The following is a 20,196-nucleotide window of genomic DNA, read 5'->3' as shown; positions in this document are numbered from 1 at the left end:
CTTAGCATGCCAGTGATAACGTGACCCTTAATCACGCTATCACTGCGAGATTGTCAGTTTAAGTGACCGTGAGATGTCTAAAGCGTACGCGTATAATGGCCGTGAACATGCCACACAGAATCACAAATAAACCCATGCCATAATATAACTCATTGCTTTGAACTGGCTGCGCATTTGGTTTAAACATTGGAAATAAATCAAGATCCGCATTCGTCACAGGGATATCATCGAATAAATAAGGGTAAATAAATTCGCTGACTTGTTTATGATATTCGCTTACGTTTAAAAGGTATTGTTGATAAGCGAGCGTATCTGTTCCTGAAAACGTATTAAGGGCTTGTTGATAAACCAAGTTTGGTGATAACCAACTAATGCGTGACAAGCTGTCATCACGCGCTTGTTGCAAAGCAAGATGCGCCTGCCAATGTTCATCAACAGCTAAATCACTAAGTTGATGCATGGCATAATACCATTTCCAATGGAATCGCCCTTCAAAGCTAAGTTTTTCACTAAACTGAGGGTATTGTTTACTAAAGCGCGTCAGCGCAGCTTGCATGTCTTGATCCCAGCCATCATTTAAGATTAAACGTTGTTCAACACTGGCTTGTAAAGCCGGTTGTTGCGTGTATTGCTGGTTTAAAACTAAATGGATGGCTCCGGGGATCAATACTGCAAAAACAAGCCAAACGCTAATAAATGCAAGGCTATTGAATAACCCTGTTAGGTTTAAACTCACAATAACGCCAGCAATTAGAAACCACAGAGCACAATACGCAATGCTCAGTCCAACCACCGATAGAAACATCCCGTTTAGCGGTAAAGAAAGCAACACTGCAGCCACGATAAATAAAATAACAATTAGCCCTGATACCATATAAAAGCGTAACAATAGTGCGCGTATAAGGATTTTTTTTGCTGCATTGCCAGCAAACGCACTCAGCAATCTAAACCGCCCTGATTGACGCTCATCACTAAGCAAGTTAACGCACAACACACCAATTAGAATGGGAAGTATATAAGCAAGTACAAAGCCTAAATCAAACCCTCCAGCACGATGTTTACTGGGGTTGATCACCTCCTTGTTATAAATTTGACCCTGTAAGGCCAGTGCGTTTATTTTCATTGCCGCTAAGTTATTTTGACTCTGCCCAGTAAACAGCGCAGCCCAAGGCGACAATTGCCATTGTGTAGGTGCTTTAGCATAGTAAGCGAGCGATCCCATCTCGGGCAGGTTGCCCCTTTCTTTTAAATGAGCGCGTTCTTTGTCAAACACAATATTCGCAATGACTTGGTCTTTACGTATATTTTTATAGGCGTTGGCCCCTAAAAAAATCGCCAGCAACGCACTAAGTACAAACACCAATAAACTAATTTGGTTGGCGCGCGGCGAAAGTAATCGTTTAAGTTCAAATTTAAGCATGAATAAACGCCTTACGTTGGATGCGTGGTGTGATCAACACAGCCAGCAGTATTAAAGTGATAAGTCCAAATGAGCTAACCGCCACAAAACTGTGCTTTAAAGACCAACTAAGTGAAGCAGGCTGATAATCAAACTTAGGAAAGTTCTGCCACATCGATGACGATACGCGTTGTTCGCGGTCGTTGTGGTGATCAATCTCGTGGGTATGTATCTTATTTAAGCCTTGAGTTCGTTCAAACCGATGCTGTTCGGCTTGTTGCTCAAAATTAAAAAAGTGCCTGCTGTCTACGCCACTAATTGCCATCGATAAGTCTCTAACCGCTAAGTAAGGGTTAAGCCAGTAAAATTTGCTAATAAATGCCTGTTGAGCATTAAACTGATCTAGCTGATGTTGGTAATGGCGTTGATAAATTTCAGCACTAATACGCTCACCTTCTTGCATGATGAGACCCCGATAGTTAACTGGCAAATCTTCTACTGTTTCTACCGCATATTTCTTCAGAATTTGTTGTTTGAATTCATTAAAATGGGGATCGTTCGGGTTGTGGCTATTCCCCACTTTACGAATGTCGCTCTGTACAGCAAGAGACAGCATATTACGGCTTTTATGGGGGTGTAATTGCTGTGCTATATCAGCCAACGTGCGAGGGGTCAGCACGAGCAATACAAACCATAACGTTACTAATGCCGTTAAACTGTGCTTTGGCAATCGAGTGAGGCTTGATACTAAAAGCACAACACTTATCCAAAATACGCAATAGGCCAAGTACAGAACAAATAACAGCCCAATTCTATAAAACACATCACTAGTAAACACAGCATCGCTGGCCAATGACAACACAATAGATACGATAAAAACAGGTAATAAAAATGCACCGCTTAATAGTGTATAAGCTAAGCCTTTTCCGCATAATAAATGCGAAAACTTAACACCCACAGCCAACATTTGTTTAAGCGTACCGCGCTCTTGGTCGCCACTTATTGTAGAAAACCCCAATCCAATTAACACTAAAGGCCAAACAAATAAAAGCAAATTAGCCACGGATAATTCAGAAAACCTAAGTAAGGTTGCAGCTTGATCATCTTTGGCAAAGTTTGCACTGTTTTGTTTGTGGGCCTCTAAAAATACGCTGTTACCTACCCAGTTATTCACACCAATATCAAAATAACTCAACGCACTGGGAGGGCGAAAAGCAAAGTGACCAAAGTGAGCCACCCTGTGTGGGTGTCTGTCGGGCTGTGCTAGCCACTGTTGCTCAACTAACTGTTGTGAACTAATTTGCAACGCGCGGCTTTGTTGGTACTGCTGCCAACTGGTAAATAAAGCAACGGCGAGTAACAGTTGCATCAAGGCAAACAACAACCAAAGCGTGTTATTTTTTGTTTTTTGTTTTAGCTCGTGTTTACACACGTGCCAACTTATTCCATTAGACATGTAGCATTCCTTTTAAAATCGATATGACAGACTTAAATTGACTGAACGACCATCGCTAGGAGAATGGATTGTTTCATCGCCAACCAAGTAAACATAGTCAGAGTAACTGTCAAATAGGTTGTTGACTCTAAAGCCTGCATTACCCCAACCTAAATCATAATTAATGGCTAAATCAACGAGCTTATAATCGCCGTATTGCTTGTTTTGTACGACGTTACTTACGTAATAATCACCTTGAAAATGCCCGTAGACTGCCGTTTTTAGCTTCTCACTTGGGCGATAAATAACACCGGCCGTAGCTGTAAACTCCGGCACGCCTAACAACCAGTTACCTTTTTGCGCTATTTTAGTTTCACCAGGTTCAACCAGTTTGGCTTCCTGACGGGTATATGATGCAAAGCTGGACCATTTTGAGTTTATATCTGCACTAAAGGCGAGGTCCCAACCTCGTCGTTTAGTTTCACCAATATTATCAAAGCCGCCCGAGCCATCTGTTTTTGGCGTTAATTCATCTTTAGCATCTTGCTGCCAGATAGACACTCGCGTATTCAACCACTCAAATAACTGCCACTTTGCGCCGGTTTCATAACCATAGTTTTTAGAAAACTCAAAGCCAGGGTTGTTTTCACTAAGGTAGGCTTTACTGCCTGTGGGTGCTTGAAAACTAACGCCATAGTTCGCAAAAATATTCAGTGAATCGGTGAGTTCATACAAGGCATTTAATTTGGGTTGTAAAATCACCCCATCATCGTTGATTGCTTTGGTTTGTTGGTTGATACCATCAACTAAGTCGCCCGAAAAGCTATCGAGGCGAAGGCCACCGCCTAACAATAGTCGCTCACCTCGGTACTGAAGTTGCGTAAATCCACCGACATTATTGTAATCAAAGTCCCAGTCACGAAATTGCAATTGGCGGGTTTTCTCAATGGTTCTAAAACGCTCATTGGTATTGTCTTGCGCTTGATAATCAAGGCCCATGGTTAATAACCAAGATGAATTCAGCACAGCGCTTAACGTTGCAATAGCACCGTATTGGCGATCCTTCTCTAGTCGTTCTTGTTGAGCAGAAGAGGCGGTGTATTGAATGTAGCGATGGCGATCAAATTGTTGAATATAGGTTTTGACACTTAGATGCCACTGCTTATCCAACGCATGATCAACATGAACACTAAGGTGCTGAGTTTGTTTATCACCACTGTCATGTTTAGCGTAATCAGCTGATTGGGTTGCATCGCGTTTTGCAGCTTCCTCTGTAAGGTACCCAGGTGCATCGGCTTCATAATCAAAATATCGTGCAACTACGCCTACTTCGGTTTGATTGGTTGGTTGATAGAACCATTTGCCAGATAATACATGCTTTTCTAAGTTACTATGGTCACGATACCCTTGGGTTTCACGTACACCGATAAAGTAATGCTGTGAAAAAGTGTCCTTCACATCACCAAAGTAACCTTGTGCCTCATAAGTATCAAAACTACCTACAAGTACTTCTACTTCTTTAGCATCATCACGGCGACTGCGCAGATTGAGATTGCCCGCTAAGTTGTGCAAACCGTAGCGCGCATCATGATTGCCTTTTACAACTTCAATTGATTCTACTTCCATAGGAAATAGCGCATCCATTTCGCCTAAGCCTACGTGTAAGTTACTAGGGATGCCATCAATCAGTAACTTGGTGTGTGGCATTGAGCCTTCAGCATTAAAGCCACGAATAGCCACATCAGTGGAGATGATACCTTGGTTAAAACGTGAAAAATAAACCCCAGGAACCTTTTTTAATAAATCCACAGTGACATTTACATGTTCATTTTGTAATTGGTCGCGGTTAATTATGTCGACTGAGCCGACTAATTGTGCCTCTTTTGCAGCATTATTTTGGTTGATAACTTCAATCACTTCACCAATAAATAAGGTTGAATCTTTGTTTTGCTCATCGTCAGCGTACACGGCTGTTGAAATGCTCAAACTAGTTAATATCGCAAGGCTAATTGGTGAAAGGCGGGTACTACACATGTTCATTTTCCTACTAATTATACTAGTTCAGGGTTGAGAGAGTTTGTATTGTTAAGCGAAGCGGGTTTAGGTAATGGATCACCTGAGATGATGTGATGGTAATGTGCTTCAAGTTCATCAAGAGTCAGGGTGTTATTAACGAGTAAGGTACACAATTTTCCTTGTTTCATAATGCCTATTTGCTTTGCAAGGCTGTGTGCGCAATAAAGATCATGTGTCACCATTAAAATTGCAGCACCACGGTGCGCTAGCAACTCTATAATTTTGATAAATTCACGGGTCGCACTTGGATCAAGCCCTGATGTTGGCTCATCAAGTAACAGCACTTTTGCTTGTCGCAAAATAGCAAAGGCAATGCCTACCTTTTGTCGCATACCTTTTGAGTAGCTGCTCAAAGGCTTTAACCACGCACTTTTTTGCAGACCTGTTTGAATCAGTGCATCTTCAACTTGTTCGTTACTAATAACTTGTTTTGTAAGTGAGGCTAAGTATTGCAGGTTTTCAATCGCGTTGAATTCTTCAAATAAATTTACTTGCTCTGGGAGGTACACAAGTTTTTGTTTACTTTTTTCTGACTCCATTTGCACATCAATATTATCAATGGTTATCCGTCCTGAATCAGGTGTAATAAAGTTTAGTAGCAGATTTAACGTGGTGCTTTTACCCGCGCCATTAGCGCCAAGTAAGCAAGTTACTTGGCCTGCAGGAATAGATAAGCATAAATCGTTTAAGGCATTGTTATCACCAAACGATTTACTCAGGTGACTTATTTCAATCATGAGAATCCTTTATTTTGTTATATCGTAACATTTGTTATGTTATAACAGTTTTTGTTTTGGGACAACAATAAGAATAATTCTCAAGAAAATAAACTTACCTAAGTGTATGATTGGCTAGCGTGTAGTCAGAGCAATGGTTTTTGCATAGTGGTGCAGGCGAGTATGTATCTACCTACACTTATTTAGGAGGAGTATAGGTAGATTAATTTGCTAACTAGCGTGTTTGTTTTACACTCATTGTTAGTGTAACCATGGTGGCCGCACAGGCTAAAAAGTAGTAAGGCATTCCAGCATGCCAACTGGCTTGGCTATTAACACCTATAAAATCAAGGTATAACCCAGTTTGAATTGGGCCCAAGTACCAAATAGCTGGAAACAGCACTTCAAACATGCGTTTTGTTTGGGCAAATGCACCACAAAAATAAGCAAGCGACGTTATAAATATAATGGCAATACACAATTGGATCAGCATTAACCATTCTGTCATTATAATCAGCCGGGTAAAAGCACCAAAGCAAGCTAGTACCAGCACGGCGCATCCTGCGCTTAAGCTGGCTGTATTTTGCAATAAAGGGGCGCGTTTACTGTAGGTCATTATTTCAAGGGTATTGGTTTGCTTTTCCAGTTGTCCCAACGGCGAAATTACGAGCACACACCACAACAATGAAAGTGGTATAAAAGCACTCATTAGTAACTGCTGGCTTACAAATAGCTGACACATATTGAAAACAAGCAAACCAATAAACCAACTATTAGTTTGTCCCTTGAGCATTAGTTTAAGCTCTAGTCTAAAAAAACGCGTGAACGAAAATGACTTTGTTGCGGCTATAAATAAGGTATCAAGCATGGTTGCTACTTTTTCAATGTAGCTTGCAAGGACGGAACTTTCTTTTATTGGTGTTGTTGAAGTATTGCTAAAACGGTCAAAGCACCAAAAAGCCAGTATCAACCCTACCAAACTGATACCCAATAAAGGCAGCATTCCAACAAGGTAATGTGAGCTTGGCGTAAATCCATCCCATAAAAAGGTGTTTACAGAATTGCTGGTTGTGATGCCGATGTTAGACATACCTTGTTGAGCAGGAAAACGGGTTGCTACTTCAGTTTCTAGGTTTTCAAGTATTGCGCCGATCCCCGACATCCCTTCGATATTTTGAGTTATGAAGCCAATCCATAAGAAAAAATAAACAACATTACCTAAACCGCCTCGCAGCCATTTTATTGATTCGAACAAAATAGCGATGGATGAAATAGCTAACAATAAAGGGAGCACAAACACCAGCTGCGGCCATACAAAAGGCCATATATTCAATTGATAGCTCTCACCGTAATACATTTGAATAAATAGACTCGTGAGTAACATAACCAAAACGATAATCAGCAAAATAAATAGATTGACCGTCCACTTAGCAAATACAAATGCGTGTGTGTTGATGGGGGTGGCAGCAATTAACTCACAGGTGTTTGATTGTCGGTCTAATTCAAGCGCATTTTTAACTAAATAAAAACAAATAATAGGTAAAAACATCACATTGAGCATAGCAAGACAAAGCCCAATCCAGGCGCTATTGTAAACACCGCGATAGCCATTAATGACCAGCGTTTGATATTGCGCATCAGGTGGTGGAAAGTACAATAACGTTAATACCGACATTAATAGCAAAGTTACAATAAAGCGCTGTTGCCGTGTCCGCTGCTTAAAGTCAGCGATAATACATTGCCATATTTGTTTCATTAGCTTGCCCTGTGTTTACACGTGGGCGCAACGTGATCGCGGGTAAAATACAAATACGCATCTTCTAACGTGGTTTCTCTGAGTGTTGCTTTTTCACTAGGGCTAGACGGGGAAACAATATTAAGCGCCAGCTTGTTTGCTCTTTTTACGCTATGACTAACAATAAATTCATCCTGAATGCGTTTAAGTTCGTTATGTTCAACATTTAGCGTCCAACATTTGTCGGCTACTTCTTGTTGTAATATCGCTGGGGTGGTTGAGCGGATAAGGCGACTGTTTTGCATAATCGCAACATGATCAGCAATTGATTCAACATCAGACACAATATGCGTTGAGAATATGATACAGCGGTTTGTCGAAAGCTCAGTTAATAATTGCCTGAAATTTGAACGCTCATGCGGATCAAGGCCCACAGTTGGTTCGTCAATTATAAGTACTTGGGGGTCGTTTAATAGTGCCTGAGCAATACCAATTCGCTGTTTCATACCGCCGGAATACCCTTTTAAAGGTTGGTTTGCCGCATGGGTTAAATTTAGCTTATTAAGTAAGTCGTCAATGATATTTTTACTTTGGGCGTTTTTGAGTCCTTTTAATCCTGCCATATATTGCAAAAACTCAATGCCAGACAGCTGATCGTAGACACCAAAATACTGCGGTAAATATCCCAACTCTTTGCGTAACAACTGGGGCGCTTTAACAATATCGTGGCCTTTATATAAAATAGTGCCCTGTGTTGGTTTTGTGATAGTGGCTAAAATTCTCATTAAACTCGATTTACCCGCCCCATTAGGGCCAAGCAACGCTAAAATGCCTGGTTTAACCTGTAACGACAGATCATTTATAGCCCATTGGTTATCTTTAGTTTTTTTATATTGATGACTCAATGATTGAATATCTAACATTTTTGAATGTCTCTTATTATGAAGTTCATTTATTCAGCAATGATTGGGCCGTTTTTAAAACTTATAACTATCAAAGGTTTAATTTTATCTTGATTGTTCAAAGCGTAGATAATCACCACTTTCGCTAAATAATAGTGAAAAGCGTCAATCAAATATCTACTCATTAGTAAGGGGAAGGTGTTGTGCTGTCGCCGACTTTCGCCGGCGATGAGGAGCTAAAAGTTAAGTAGGTTTGCAGGCGAATATTGGTCGGTTAATACCTTGGTATCTGCTGGCCAATCTTGGTTGTCTTTGGTCGAGGCCATTCCTTTACTGATAGTATGCAAGTCGATACCGTAAGGTGACAATAGTGGGCTTAGTTTCGCTATTCGGCTAGCTAGTTGCTGCTCAGTAGGCATATGCTCATAGCCGGCTAGGATGATGCGATTACTATTTTTAGCAGTAGATACATTTATAAAATCACCAAACACTGCGTGGTAAGTCGCCGATTCATGTTGATATAGTTTACTTGATGAAAATGTATTTGCAGCGACAATCCCGTTAGGTGAAAGTACACTTTTAATTTCTTCAAAAAACTCTTTGGTGAGTAGGTGTTCAGGGATGTAATCGCCATTGAAAGCATCCAGAATAACCCAATCATATTGTTGCTTTTTTATCGCAGCACGCTTTATAAAAATACGACCATCTTGTACCTTTGAAGTAACTTTATCATTTTCTACAAACGCAAAGTAATCTCTGGCTACCTTAATAACGGCAGGGTCAATTTCTACGTTTTCTATTATGGCATCAGGGTAGAGTTCGTGTATTACGTTAGACAGTGTACCTCCACCTAAACCAATAATTAGCACATTCTTAGGGTCTTCAATCATTAATAAACTAGCAAAAGTAAGCTTTGTATAGTTAAAAACAAGTTGCTTAGGTTTACTTATATACATACAGCTTTGACTACTCATACGAGTTTTTTCGTCAAACTTTAAACACCGTAAATCGCCGTTTTCTTCTACTAATATATTCCTATATAAAGAGCGCTCACTATGGATGACTTCTGCGTTTACTTGGGTGGTTAATAAGGCTGTTGCAGCTAAATATAATGCAGCGAGCTTACGCATAAACCACCTCCTTTTTTGCCAGAGAGTCAACGGCAATTGCAAGCAGCCCTAAACTCCCTATCAAAGTAGCAAACCCAATGATGATGCTATTAACATCAAATGCGAGCACCATATAAAAAGACGTAATAATTGTGCCTAAAGCGCTGCCTAGGGTGCTAACAAAGTATAAGCCGCCAGCAACTTGGCCGCTTCTTTCACGGTCTGTCACGAGTAATCTAACAGAGTAGGGCGAAATCATGCCTAGGATAATGGTTGGAATGAAAAATAATGCGGTAGAAGCAAGCAAAGAGCCATAACGGCTATCTTCGATATGGCTGAAAATAAATTCCATTATAGGTTGTGCGAAAAGTGCGATGGGCAGCACCATAATACTTGCTAATAAAAAGATCAGCCCATATTTTGTCAAAGAGGGTTGGCGAATCGACATTTTACCGCCAAGTAAATAACCAAATGATAAGCTCAGCATAAATACGGTAATAATGCTGCCCCAAATATGCACGCTGCTACCAAAAAATGGCGCTAATATTCGCCCGCCTAGCAACTCGATTCCCATAATACTAAAGCCACTACTAAAGGCTAAAAAGTAAATTAATGCGTTAGTTTTATTAAACATTTGTTGTTTCTTATTGTTGTTATATTTAACCCATCTTAACGTGATGAGCATAGCTTCGCTATACTATTTTGTTGAATTCTTATACACAGTTATACATGTTTATTTACGCAACTTAAGTTTTTAACCAGAATGATCTTATCGAATAATTCGCTATTTTTTTTAACTGCTTGTATTCTTAAAACAGAAAAAAGCGCAGGTCAATTGGTGCTAACTAGTTATTAAGGATTAGATTTTGGCAAATCATGAACAACTCAATTATGTTGAGTTTGCAGCAAAAGATTTAGAACTAACAAAAGCGTTCTTCAGTGCAGTGTTTAATTGGCAGTTTACAGACTATGGTCCTGAGTATACTGCTTTTAGTAAAGAGCATGCAGGGCTTGATGGCGGTTTTTACCAAGCTCCTTTGTCTGCGAACGCGTTAAATGGTGCGCCACTGTTGGTGTTTTACAGTAATGATATAACGGCAACACAGGCTAAAGTTCAACATCATGGGGGAGAAATAACCAAACCTGTTTTTGACTTTCCTGGTGGCTGCCGATTTCATTTTTCAGACCCGTGTGGCAATGAGTTTGCTGTGTGGTCTGAAAAAGTATAACGATATTCGATAGATCATTTTTTTACTAACTCGAGCAATTTTTATGACAAAAGCACGCAGTAAAGTATTTAACTCAGCCACTATGTATAAAGCCCAGATTGCAGCATCGCTTTGTAATAGGGCTGTTAGTGGAGTTTGCTTATTAACTGTGCATTAGTAAATAGGGTGATCCAGTGAGGCAAGGTAATTTAGTCGAACAAGTTAGTAATTGCATGATCTGTGAGTCTAAATTGCCATTAGGCGTGCGCCCAGTGATTCAATTTAATGCAAAAGCGCGCATTTTAATTGCCGGTCAAGCACCTGGGCTTAAAGTGCATCAAACAGGTAAACCGTTTGATGACGCGAGCGGAGAACGATTACGTCAATGGTTGGGTATAAATAAACAAGCGTTTTATGATGCAAATAAAATAGCGATATTGCCAATGGGCTTTTGTTACCCAGGCAAAGGCAAGTCTGGTGATTTACCTCCACGAAAGGAGTGTGCTCCTGCGTGGCGTGAGGCGTTATTAGATGCATTACCTGATATAAAGTTAACGATTGTTTTGGGTAAGTACGCACAGGCATATCATTTGCCAGAGTATAAAAAAACACCGTTAACTGAGTTAGTAAAATCATGGCGTGAGCATTGGCCTAGTAAAATAGTATTGCCACACCCAAGCCCACGAAATAATAGTTGGTTGAGTAAGAATCGCTGGTTTGAAGCGGATGTATTACCCACTCTTCAAAAGCAAGTTGGCACTATTTTAAAGTCCCAAGGTGATAAATGATCAATACACAATTTAGTAGCACTGGCTTTTTTCATGTGCCCGGTTTCTATACTGAAGCTGAGCTTTGCGAAGTGCGTGATGTTGTAAAGTGTTTTCACCAGCAGTGGATACCTGACAATCACTACTTTTATAAAAGCAAGGCGGTTAATAGTGCCTACTTAACCGCAAACACTTATCTTAATGACGCGCAGCGAATGGTGCTGTTTAAATTCATTGCCAGTTATAAATTGATGGCGCAGGTTGACTCTATTTTAACGCGCGCTGCTTTTATGAATACACAACTGTTTTTTAACCCGGTAAACCCAGAACAGGAAAATTATTGGCACCGAGATATGCAATATCACTTAGATATAAAAGAACAGCAAGCAGCGTTAGCTGGCCCAGAAGTGATTCATTGTCGTGTCGCTTTGGAAGATGAGCCGGGTATTGAGCTTGTTCCTGGCACACATCGACGCTGGGATACACCCCAAGAGTTAGCAACACGTTTAGCCACAGACCATAGCAATACGCACGATGACCTGACCACAGGCCACACAATAGAAATGCAGGCCGGTGATTTACTTATCTTTTCAGCCAACATGATTCACCGTGGCCTTTACGGAAAAGATCGTTTAGCGCTAGATATACTATTTGGTGAACCACAGCCAGATGTACTGCATTTTGTTCAGGATATTTGCCTACCTAGCCCTGAAATGCTTAACGAGTTAGAAGATGCCAGCCCCTTTGCAGTCACACTGGCACATCAATAGCTTTTACTCTGCCTGATGAGCTAAAAGAGCCAATAATTGGTCTTTTGAAAGCTGCCCCACATCTGCGCTTCCAGCCAGCAATTTGTCAGCTAATGCTTGTTTATGCTCATGTAATTGAAGTATTTTTTCTTCAATTGTATTTTTAGCTATCAAGCGATATACAGTAACAGGGCGAGTTTGGCCAAGCCGATGAGCTCTATCTGATGCTTGTTGTTCAACAGCAGGATTCCACCATGGGTCAAGGTGCAATACATAATCTGCGGCGGTTAAATTAAGCCCTGTTCCGCCGGCTTTTAGACTTATCAAAAACAGCGGGGCCTTACCTGCTTGAAACTTTTCAACTTGTTGCTTACGTTTGTTGGTGCTCATACTTCCATCGAGATAGCAGTAATCAATGCCTCGTTTTTGTAATCGTTGCTCTACTAGTTTTAATACATCAACAAATTGACTAAAAATGAGCGCTTGATGGTTATTCTCAAGTAGCTCGGTAATAATAGCTTCGGCGGTATCGAGTTTACTCGAGGGCATCTTAGTGTTTTCAAGCAATAACTGTGGTGCTATACATGCGCGGCGCAGCTTAGTTAATGAGGCTAAAATGGTAATGTACTGACTGTCTTCTTGATTGGCTTGTTCTAGAGCATTTAAACGCGTTGCTTCGTAAAGTGCTTGTTCCTTATCAGATAATGCAAAGGTTAAGTTTATTTCGGTTTTTTCTGGTAGTTCAGTCAGCACTGTTTGTTTAGTACGGCGCAGTATAAACGGAGCGATTAAGGTTTTAAGGGTATCGGCTTGCTGTTGGTTTTTATCGGCATTACCAAAACGCTTTTTAAACATCGGTAATGTGTGTAAAAAACCTGGCATTAAAAAGTTAAATAAGCTCCAAAGCTCTCCTAAGTGGTTTTCTATAGGCGTGCCGGAAAGGGCAACTTTAAAGTGTCCGTTGAGGGCGAATGCGGCTTTTGCACGCAAGCTTAATGGATTTTTGATTGCTTGTGCTTCATCAAACACAATATTAGAAAATTCAAACTCACTAAGTTGTTCCCCAATTAATGGTAATAGCCCATAACTGATAACAACTAAATCATTCGCGCTTGCAGTGCTTAATACTTCCTCACAGATAGTGGCGTTAGCAATGGTTTTTATATTTAATGCAGGGGCAAAGCGTTCGGCTTCTGCTTGCCAGTTATGGCACACCGATTTAGGTGCAACCACTAAGCTTGCTCCAAGATGGCTACGCATTTGTAATACACTGAGTGTTTGTAGTGTTTTACCTAAGCCCATGTCATCGGCTAAACAGGCATTGAGTCCCCAGTTAGCAAGTTGCATTAACCATTTAACGCCTATAATTTGATAATCACGTAACACGTTAACCAAATGAGCAGGTAAAACTGGCTCGACTGTTTGATTAAACTGAGCTAATCGTGTCTTCCAGTTTTCACCAAATGTAACATCCCCTAAATCAGCCAGTGTTTGATGCAATGGCAACGCGCGGGCGTTAGCGATACGCAATTGTTCAATATCTTCGTTATCGTGTTGCATGCCTTCTAGACGATTGAGTAAGTTAGTCAAACGCTGATCTAGGATCAGCGATTGCTCATCATCTAAATTGATAATACTGCCACGGCGCGGCGCTTTGAGTAGTGTTTGTAGTGTGTAAATATCGCCACTAGGTAGTGAAACATCACCACTAACACTTAGCCAATCGCTATCGTCATTGAGGTTTAGCGAAAGGTGTTTACTGCTCGCCAGCTTCATACCTTGGCTGCTTTCGTCCCAACTAAGTACTAGGGCTTTACTTTTGTTGGCCTGTTCGAGGGTTTCAATTGCTTGGCTTATATCTTCTGGGATAAAAAATTGTTGCAGCGATGAGTTGAGCTGATGATTCTTATCTATAAACACACCGTTAAGATTTTTTAGCAATTTTTTGAATGTGCGTTTTTCTGCTTTTAAGTCGCGCTTAACTACAACACTATTGCTATCAGTATCGTCGTTATAAACTATACTGGTTGCTCCTTCACCGGGTTCTAACCACGGCCCATCAACAGTATAAGGCATAACATAAAAGTTGACGTCTATACCCATATGCGTGAGCTTAATGACGGCACTGAACTGGCAATCACCTAGGCGCACATTATTTACCTCGGCAAACTCACTGCGTTGGCTACTAATATGATGATCACTGGCTAAGGCTTTAAGTGCTGCGTTAAGTTGCGGCAGGCGCTCTTCGGTTAGGTTATTGGGTTGTTGCTCAAATAACTGCTGTAATTTTTGTTGTTTTTCACCTACTGCGAATACTTGGTAGCTATTGCCATGGCTGTGGGTGAGTAAAAAATCGCCATCATAGTCATCGATTGTTGGCTGTAATACCAGTTTATAACAGTCGTTTTTATCTTTGGCTATTTCAATAATAAACTCACCTTTTATTAAGGTAAGTGGATCGCCACGATGATCTTCTAAGCTATTAAAGTCAATCAAGGCTTGCAGCACTTTCGCAGTTGCTTGTACTTCTTGATAACCAAAGCCGGCATGATTATAAATAATATGTATTAAATTGATATCGGCTTCAGTTAAGGCTGGCTGATATTGCTCATTTTCAAGATCGTGAATGGCTACTTTTCTGCCTTTAGTCCACTCACTTTTTGCATTAAGTTGCTGTACTCTCGCTTGTACAAGCGGCAAATCAAGATGTGTAAGATCAAGTTGCCAAATTACACGCATAGTGACTTTTTGCTCGTTGATTTGGCTCACTTCATCGAGCCATCGTTGCCATTGTGGTACTCGCGAAAAGTGTTGCAAAATACCTTCGTCAGGCAGTGCTGTATCATTGCTGAGCCACTTGGCTAAGTGTAAACACTGCTCGCCTAACCAATGTGAGTAATTTTCTAGCGTATTTAATAATTGTTTAAGTAGCGCCGATTCACCCCGTAATTCATCTATTTGTTCATCATTAGCATATTTAACCAATGCAATTAAAAAACAAAATAATGCCGCAACTGCGTTAGGGTTAATCATCAAGTTGTTCAATCTGTTGATGAGCCGATAACTAGGAAAGTGTGAAATAGGATCATTATCAAGCAAATAATCAACGGCCATACTGGTGTAAGCGTCTTCACCAAAGTGTTTGTAATACCACTTTTTACACGTGGTTAATTGTTTTATATCAGCAGCACTGCCATTAATAAGCAAGCTGAGCGTGTAAAGCAGCCCTGTAATTTCAGCGGGATAATAGCCTTTGCCAAATATCTTTCTAAAACGGGTGAGTGCACTTTTGTAGTGAGTTATTGCTGTTTCAGGAGCATCACCTTTGATTGCAAGGGTATTTGCTTCTAAAAATAATGCGTGTTGCCAATCTGCTTGGCTATCGAGTAACTCATCGTATTGATTGTCTCGTAATAATACCGCAAGGTTTTCATTAAAATAGTAACGCGTGTACTCACTCATCCCATCACACGAGTTAACTAATTTAGGCCAAGGGTTTGGTGCCATTAAATTAAAAAATTGCGCGTGAGCGAAGTGAATCAGGCATTCTTGCTGCCATTGTTTGGGTAGTATTTCCCAAAGCTGATTAGCAAATTGAGATTGGCCAAGTAAATGTACAAACTGCTCGCCTAGATCAAATTCAGCATTAACAACAAAGTGTTTTTTTGGGTTATCAAAATGCAGTAATAATAAGGTAATAAAGTTTAGTGCTTTGTCTTGCTGATGATACACATGGCTGATTTCAGTCAATAATGGCGCAATTAAGCTTGTTTGGTGTTGCTGTAGATTAATGACTATAAAGGGGACTGCATCTGTGGTTACTTTATAATGCGGGCCAAAAGGAAGCTTCCACAGTAAATTTTGTTCTACCAACTGAGTTGTTAGTGTGTCTAGCTCAGTTTTAGAAAACGAATAGCCGGGTTTTATTTGACGAAATAGCCGCTGAGTGATTTGCTGAACTGAATGTTGAAAACCATACGACGAGGCGCTTAACAGGTGCGCAAGTAAAGCGCAGAGGTGTTTTTGTTGATCTAGAGTTTGTACGCTTGGCAGGGTATTTAATGACATAAAACGGCTAAAGTTAGTACCACAATAGCTTAAGTATAAAGATGCAATTATAACAAGCAATAAAAAAGCGACCCTAGGGTCGCTCGTTTATTTTATATAATGATTATTGCAAAGCAGCATATAATCGTTTTAATTGCGGCATATATTCTTGAACAAGCTCAAGGTTATGAGCACTTACTAAAGGTGCCTCGTTACTCTTTGCACTTGCAGAGTTGCCTACCATACCCATCATTGAACTCGCGCCTTTATCTTTAGTCGCATTCATACTTTGTAGTCCACCCATTAGCTGATTTACTTTTTCTTTATTCTCGGGTGATAAGTCGCTTTTTATAGTCTCAAAATAGGCCATTGATACTTCAGATCCTACGCTAAGCAACTGCTCTGGTGTAAAACCATACTGGTTGGTAAGTGTTGCAAATTCTTTATATAAATCATTATCTTTAATCATACCCAGTGCGCTTAATGCTAACGCATTGTTATTGCTATCTGAACTGCCAAGTAAGCTTTTTAAATTAGCACTTTTAAGTGCATCTTGATCATTTGACCAATCAACAACTGCGGGAAGGGCTTGAATGTAACTTTTTAGCTCGTTTTCAGTTATATCTTTAGCAAAGCTTGAAAAACTCATTGCCATTAAACTCAGCGCCATCACTAGTTTTTTCATGTTAAATTCCTTATAAATAGTCTGCTTGATTAAAGTATATCTGTGAGTAAAGCGCCAATATGTGGGCTCAACTACTAACAAATGTTACAATGCTATTTTGACAAAACTATCTGAACCTAATGTTAATTATCTCAAATACAGTAACAATCGATGAGTGGGAAGTAGAACTCACCGCGATACGGGCGCAAGGAGCTGGTGGGCAAAACGTTAATAAAGTGGCTAGCGCTATTCACCTGCGTTTTGATATTAATCGCTCAAAATTACCTGACTTTTACAAACAGCGCCTACTGCAACTTAATGATAGTCGAATTACAAAAGAAGGCGTTATTGTTTTGAAGGCGCAGAGCCATCGAACACAAGAACTCAATAGGGAAGATGCATTAAAGCGTTTAAAAGACTTGATTGTATCAGCCACGAAGCTACAACGCGCTCGCCGTGCAACAAAACCAAGCAGAAGTTCGCAGCGCAAGCGTATGGATAAAAAAACCAAACATGGACAAACCAAAGCGCTGCGAGGCAATGTAAAGCTTTAGAGCCTATTTATGGGGAGCACCCAGATTCTAGGCTCTGCTTTACTTAAAAATGAAAATAGTGGTGAGACAGCCTCGAAAATAACAGCTTTAGTTAAAGCATGGGTTTTAGTACATTAAATAACGCACTGATATGGTCGTCGCGGTCGTTTAACGCTGCAATATAGCGGTATTTTTCTCCGCCTGCATGCTCAAATATTTCACGGTTTTCGCCTTCTAATTCTTCCAGCGTCTCAAGGCAATCAGCACTAAATGCAGGGCTGATAATAGCAATATCTTTAATACCTTCACCCGGTAACGACTCAAGCGTGGCGTCAGTGTATGGCTTTAACCATTCAGCTTTACCAAATCGACTTTGAAATGTGCTTATTACCATGTCTTTATCTAGGCCTAGTTTTTCCACAACAAGACGCGTGGTTTGCAAACACAAGCAATGATACGGATCGCCATTATCTAAAAACTGCTTCGGCATTCCATGATATGAAAAAACCAGTTTTTGTGGTGTACCGTTAGCTTGTAAGTCTTCACTTACACTATTAGCAAGGGAATCTATGTATAGTTCATTTTTATGATAGCCATTGATAAAATGAAGCTCAGGTACCCAACGCCATTTTTGCAAAACTTTAGCAACTGCATCAAAGGTTGATCCAGTGGTTGGGCTTGAATACTGAGGGTACAAAGGTAATACAACAATTCGTGTTAAGCCTTTGTCTCTAAGTTGCTCAAGGCCTGCTTCAATTGATGGATTACCGTAACGCATTGCCATCACAACTTCTGTATTTGTAAACCCTTGGGCTTTAATGAAAGCATCAAGTTTATCGCGTTGCTGGCGAGTAATGTGCGTTAATGGTGAGCCATTTTCTGTCCAAATACTTTCGTATAGCTTTGCAGAGCGCTTAGGTCTAATACGTAAAATAATACCGTGCAGTATCATCATCCATATCAGCCGAGGTATTTCGACGATACGAGGATCAGACAAAAACTCTCTTAAATAAATACGTAAAGCTTTCGCGGTGGGTGCATCTGGGCTACCTAGATTGGTAAGTAAAATTCCGGTTTTTTGATTAAAACGCTGATCATGAGGGTTATCGGTAACGGCTGAAAATCGCGACACACACTGCTCCTAAAATAGACAGTAATTAGATAAAATTCATATATATACGCCAAGCTACACGAAGATGCTTGTTTCTGTGAAACGCACAATTGCGCACCTTAAGGTAGTCTGGGTATATTATTATGCTATTGTAACGAATGAAAGGCTAATAAAGATCACTTAATCACGATGTCTTGATCATGATCCTAAATGGCGAAGGTTTTTTAGCTTCAAGTTGCTGCAACTTTTCAATTGATTTAGCGCTAAAGGCATGACCTTTTGGTAAAAGCATAATTCCAGCATGGCTATGTAACGTACGGCCTAAAACCATACCTACCTTTAGTTCTTGAGCATTAATTATTAGCATTGAGCCTACTTGAGACTGCTGTTTTATACATGTTAGCTGGCATTGCTCAAGCGCAGATACAATTTTAGGATGATAAAAATTGCCACTGTAACGCGTAATGCTATCTACTGCATTTTGGTGGCGCATTTCGGGTGTTAAATTGCCATTTTCATAGGTATTCCAATAATCTCGTGCGACTGCCAAAATCATTGCACTAAGGGGAATTTCATTTCCTTTTATACCTTTGGGGATGCCATTACCATTGTAGTACTCATATTGATGATAAATAGCTTCTGAAACTTCATGTAAATGAGTTGCAGGCATAAGCATTAATTGGGCTGTACTGGGGTGGGTATAAAAGTTTTTCCGCTGTTGCTCTGTTAATTCATTAACTGGTTTTTTGTAAAGATCAGGGTCCATAGCAAGTAGCCCTATTTGTGCAAGGTAGCCGGCCATTGATGCCATCTCAACTTTTTTTTGTGGCAGTTTTAATTGTTTGGCTATTTGTGTACAAGTATTAGCAATATTTTGTGCTTTAGTGCCATCTATGTATGGGTTGGCGTTAATAAAGTTATACAAAACCTCAACAGTGCTTTGATGCTCGTTTACCTCGTGGGCATTTGCGACTTCTAATTGCTTTAATACCAACTTTATTTGTTTGGTGCGCTTTTCAACTCGCTGCTCTAATGAATTATTGAGCTCTTTGAGTTGTTTGTTTTGCTTTGTTATTTGTTGTTGCAGTCGTTGGTTTTGTTTTTTTAATTTATACTTTTCAATGCTGTCAGTCACTGTGCTCATTAGCAAATTGTTTTGCCAAGGCTTTTGAATATAACCATGTATTTTGCCCTTGTTTACAGCATCTAGGGTGGTATCTATATCGGTAAAGCCCGTGACTAAAATTCTTTGCGAATCCGGCGAAATAGCCTGCGCCTGATTAAACAGTTCAGCGCCATTCATCTGCGGCATACGCATGTCACTAATGATCACTGCAAACTCGTGCTGTTTAATTTGTTCTAATGCTAGTAGTGGGTTTGTGAAAGTTAATACATCATTGTGCTGACTTTTCAGCAGCCTCGATAAAGAACGAAGTACTATTTCATCATCGTCTATACACATAATTTGAATCGCTGACTTTGCCACAAACAACCCCTTTATTTTTATACAGTTTAAACATAGCGCGTGAAACCCGGTTTATAAACGTGTTAAAAAAATAAATTGTGCTAATTTTATTAGAAGTGCTTTAAATCATAAAAATGTATTGTGTCACAAATATAATATCTGAGACCCTATTATACTTAACTGATCGGAGATGATTCACTATCACTGATATTATATTTTTTGCAGTACAGATAAGTCACGCAAGCCCTGAAATATTAATAATAGATGTACAACTTTTTGG

16 protein-coding genes are annotated in these 20,196 nt (G+C 40.1%); 4 read left to right on the top strand and 12 right to left on the bottom strand.

Annotated features, from left to right (window positions below):
- Positions 1-58: 58 nt before the first annotated feature.
- The 8 genes from ACHUE3_RS01345 to ACHUE3_RS01310 form a co-directional block, all read right to left on the bottom strand.
- Complete coding sequence (locus ACHUE3_RS01345) at positions 59-1,420, bottom strand: DUF3526 domain-containing protein (protein WP_394189417.1); 1,362 nt, start codon at positions 1,418-1,420, stop codon at positions 59-61.
- Positions 1,413-2,855: an ABC transporter permease gene (locus tag ACHUE3_RS01340; protein WP_394189415.1), complete on the bottom strand. Its 1,443-nt coding sequence runs from the start codon at positions 2,853-2,855 to the stop codon at positions 1,413-1,415. Before ACHUE3_RS01340 ends, ACHUE3_RS01345 begins: the two co-directional genes overlap by 8 nt.
- A 12-nt stretch (positions 2,856-2,867) precedes the next feature.
- Entirely contained in the window at positions 2,868-4,868 is a 2,001-nt protein-coding gene (locus ACHUE3_RS01335; RefSeq protein ID WP_394189413.1) for a TonB-dependent receptor, read from the bottom strand.
- A gap of 17 nt (positions 4,869-4,885) precedes the next feature.
- Entirely contained in the window at positions 4,886-5,647 is a 762-nt protein-coding gene (locus ACHUE3_RS01330; protein WP_394189411.1) for an ABC transporter ATP-binding protein, read from the bottom strand.
- 214 nt (positions 5,648-5,861) lie between these two features.
- Positions 5,862-7,382, bottom strand: a complete 1,521-nt coding sequence (locus ACHUE3_RS01325; RefSeq protein WP_394189409.1) for a hypothetical protein — start codon at positions 7,380-7,382, stop codon at positions 5,862-5,864.
- A complete protein-coding gene (locus tag ACHUE3_RS01320) occupies positions 7,382-8,284 on the bottom strand; it encodes an ABC transporter ATP-binding protein (protein WP_394189407.1) in 903 nt (300 codons plus the stop codon). The genes ACHUE3_RS01325 and ACHUE3_RS01320 overlap by 1 nt, the downstream gene beginning before the upstream one ends.
- Before the next feature lie 215 nt (positions 8,285-8,499).
- On the bottom strand, positions 8,500-9,393 hold the full coding sequence (locus tag ACHUE3_RS01315) for a spermidine synthase (protein ID WP_394189405.1): 894 nt from the start codon (positions 9,391-9,393) through the stop codon (positions 8,500-8,502).
- Positions 9,386-10,006, bottom strand: coding sequence for a fused MFS/spermidine synthase (locus tag ACHUE3_RS01310; RefSeq protein WP_394189403.1), 621 nt, complete (start codon positions 10,004-10,006; stop codon positions 9,386-9,388). Before ACHUE3_RS01310 ends, ACHUE3_RS01315 begins: the two co-directional genes overlap by 8 nt.
- Positions 10,007-10,238: 232 nt before the next feature.
- Here ACHUE3_RS01310 and ACHUE3_RS01305 point away from each other — a divergent pair, with 232 nt between their 5' ends.
- The 3 genes from ACHUE3_RS01305 (at position 10,239) to ACHUE3_RS01295 (ending at position 12,117) form a co-directional block, all read left to right on the top strand.
- Entirely contained in the window at positions 10,239-10,601 is a 363-nt protein-coding gene (locus ACHUE3_RS01305) for a VOC family protein (RefSeq protein ID WP_394189401.1), read from the top strand.
- Positions 10,602-10,813: 212 nt separating this feature from the next.
- Positions 10,814-11,368 carry a uracil-DNA glycosylase family protein gene (locus tag ACHUE3_RS01300; protein ID WP_394190252.1) on the top strand — a complete coding sequence of 185 codons (555 nt, stop codon included), beginning with the start codon at positions 10,814-10,816 and terminating at the stop codon, positions 11,366-11,368.
- Positions 11,365-12,117 carry a phytanoyl-CoA dioxygenase family protein gene (locus ACHUE3_RS01295; RefSeq protein WP_394189399.1) on the top strand — a complete coding sequence of 251 codons (753 nt, stop codon included), beginning with the start codon at positions 11,365-11,367 and terminating at the stop codon, positions 12,115-12,117. The genes ACHUE3_RS01300 and ACHUE3_RS01295 overlap by 4 nt, the downstream gene beginning before the upstream one ends.
- Before the next feature lie 3 nt (positions 12,118-12,120).
- On the opposite strand, the gene ACHUE3_RS01290 is transcribed toward ACHUE3_RS01295, so the two are convergent.
- Positions 12,121-16,164, bottom strand: coding sequence for a DEAD/DEAH box helicase (locus ACHUE3_RS01290; protein WP_394189397.1), 4,044 nt, complete (start codon positions 16,162-16,164; stop codon positions 12,121-12,123).
- Between the two features lie 103 nt (positions 16,165-16,267).
- A complete protein-coding gene (locus tag ACHUE3_RS01285; RefSeq protein WP_394189395.1) occupies positions 16,268-16,828 on the bottom strand; it encodes a short-chain dehydrogenase in 561 nt (186 codons plus the stop codon).
- A gap of 119 nt (positions 16,829-16,947) precedes the next feature.
- On the opposite strand from ACHUE3_RS01285, the gene arfB reads away from it, so the two are divergent.
- A complete protein-coding gene (arfB, locus tag ACHUE3_RS01280; RefSeq protein ID WP_394189393.1) occupies positions 16,948-17,361 on the top strand; it encodes an alternative ribosome rescue aminoacyl-tRNA hydrolase ArfB in 414 nt (137 codons plus the stop codon).
- 91 nt (positions 17,362-17,452) lie between these two features.
- On the opposite strand, the gene hemH is transcribed toward arfB, so the two are convergent.
- Positions 17,453-18,472, bottom strand: a complete 1,020-nt coding sequence (hemH, locus tag ACHUE3_RS01275; protein ID WP_394189391.1) for a ferrochelatase — start codon at positions 18,470-18,472, stop codon at positions 17,453-17,455.
- Between the two features lie 163 nt (positions 18,473-18,635).
- Positions 18,636-19,913 carry a response regulator c-di-GMP phosphodiesterase, NosR family gene (gene nosR / locus ACHUE3_RS01270; protein ID WP_394190250.1) on the bottom strand — a complete coding sequence of 426 codons (1,278 nt, stop codon included), beginning with the start codon at positions 19,911-19,913 and terminating at the stop codon, positions 18,636-18,638.
- Between the last annotated feature and the right edge of the window lie 283 nt (positions 19,914-20,196).

Origin of the sequence: Pseudoalteromonas atlantica, assembly GCF_043641955.1 — a bacterium.
Taxonomy (GTDB): Bacteria; Pseudomonadota; Gammaproteobacteria; order Enterobacterales; family Alteromonadaceae; genus Pseudoalteromonas; species Pseudoalteromonas atlantica_A.
Note: the sequence above shows the minus strand (reverse complement) of the source record. Positions and strands in the feature narration are given on the sequence as shown.